The sequence below is a fragment of the Haloferax sp. Atlit-6N genome, from assembly GCF_003383195.1.
In the GTDB taxonomy this organism is placed as follows: domain Archaea; phylum Halobacteriota; class Halobacteria; order Halobacteriales; family Haloferacaceae; genus Haloferax; species Haloferax gibbonsii.
In genome coordinates this window covers 1-956 of sequence record NZ_QEQJ01000024.1, presented here as the reverse complement: position 1 = coordinate 956, position 956 = coordinate 1, and the positions used below count along the sequence as shown (strand labels likewise).

1 protein-coding gene and 1 pseudogene are annotated in these 956 nt (G+C 66.8%); one reads left to right on the top strand and one right to left on the bottom strand.

Going from position 1 to position 956, the window contains the following annotated elements; genetic code table 11:
• Positions 1–619 (top strand): UDP binding domain-containing protein (locus DEQ92_RS20905; protein ID WP_304999706.1); only part of this gene is annotated, 619 nt, incomplete at its 5' end.
• Between the two features lie 96 nt (positions 620–715).
• Here the strand turns inward: DEQ92_RS20905 and DEQ92_RS20900 are convergent.
• Positions 716–956: pseudogene (locus DEQ92_RS20900) on the bottom strand (hypothetical protein); the annotation flags it as partial.

Sequence of the window (956 nt, the reverse complement as noted above, 5' to 3'; positions counted from 1 at the left end):
CGCGCTCGTCGCCGCGGACTACGGCGTCGACGTGCGGACCGCGATCGACCTCTCGAACAACCACCCCCGCGTCGACATCCTCGACCCCGGCCCCGGCGTCGGCGGGCACTGTCTCCCGGTCGATCCGCTCTTCCTCGGGCAGGACTCCGAGGAGACGACGCTCATCGACTGCGCCCGACGCGTCAACGACCGGATGCCCGACTACGTCATCACTCGTCTGGAAGACGCACTCGGCACCGTACGGGGAGCGACGATCGCCGTCCTGGGCGTGACGTACAAGGGGAACGTCAGTGACACGCGAAACAGCCCGGGGCTGGCCATCGCTCGCCGACTCGCCGGCCACACGCGCTCGGAACGGCCTCTCCCGGACGGCGGCGACAACCTCGACGTACGCCTCCACGACCCGGTCGCGACGGACCCGACGCTCGCGCTGCAGTCACAGGCGGAGGCACTCGACGGCGCTGACGCCGCGGTGATCGCAGCATCACACGACCAGTTCACCGATCTAGATCCCGAACGAGTCGGGGAGCTCCTCGAAAAACGGCTCGTCGTCGACCCGCTCGCTCTGCTGGACGCCGATCGGTGGGTCGACGCCGGGTTCGAGGTCGTCGGGCTCTAGCGCGCGGATTCGATCTCGTATTGTCGGACAAACGATGTGCAACGCATCGGCACCCCGTGGATGCCAACATCATTCACGAACTGTCGCCCGACAGTATCAGTCCGTCGCCGACTGCCGAGACGTCGAATCTGCTCGCTCTGTCTCCTCGACGTCCGCTTCGACCGGATTCAGCCACGCGTCGACCCGAGCGTTCGGTTCGTAGGACTTCCCGACGACGTCCACCCGTCCGTCTCCGTCGAGGTCGACGGCCTTCGCCTCGTGGGTCGGAATCCCCTGGGAAACAGTCTGGCTCTCGAACTTCCCGTCGCCGACGTGGCTGAACACGTAATGCGTCGGC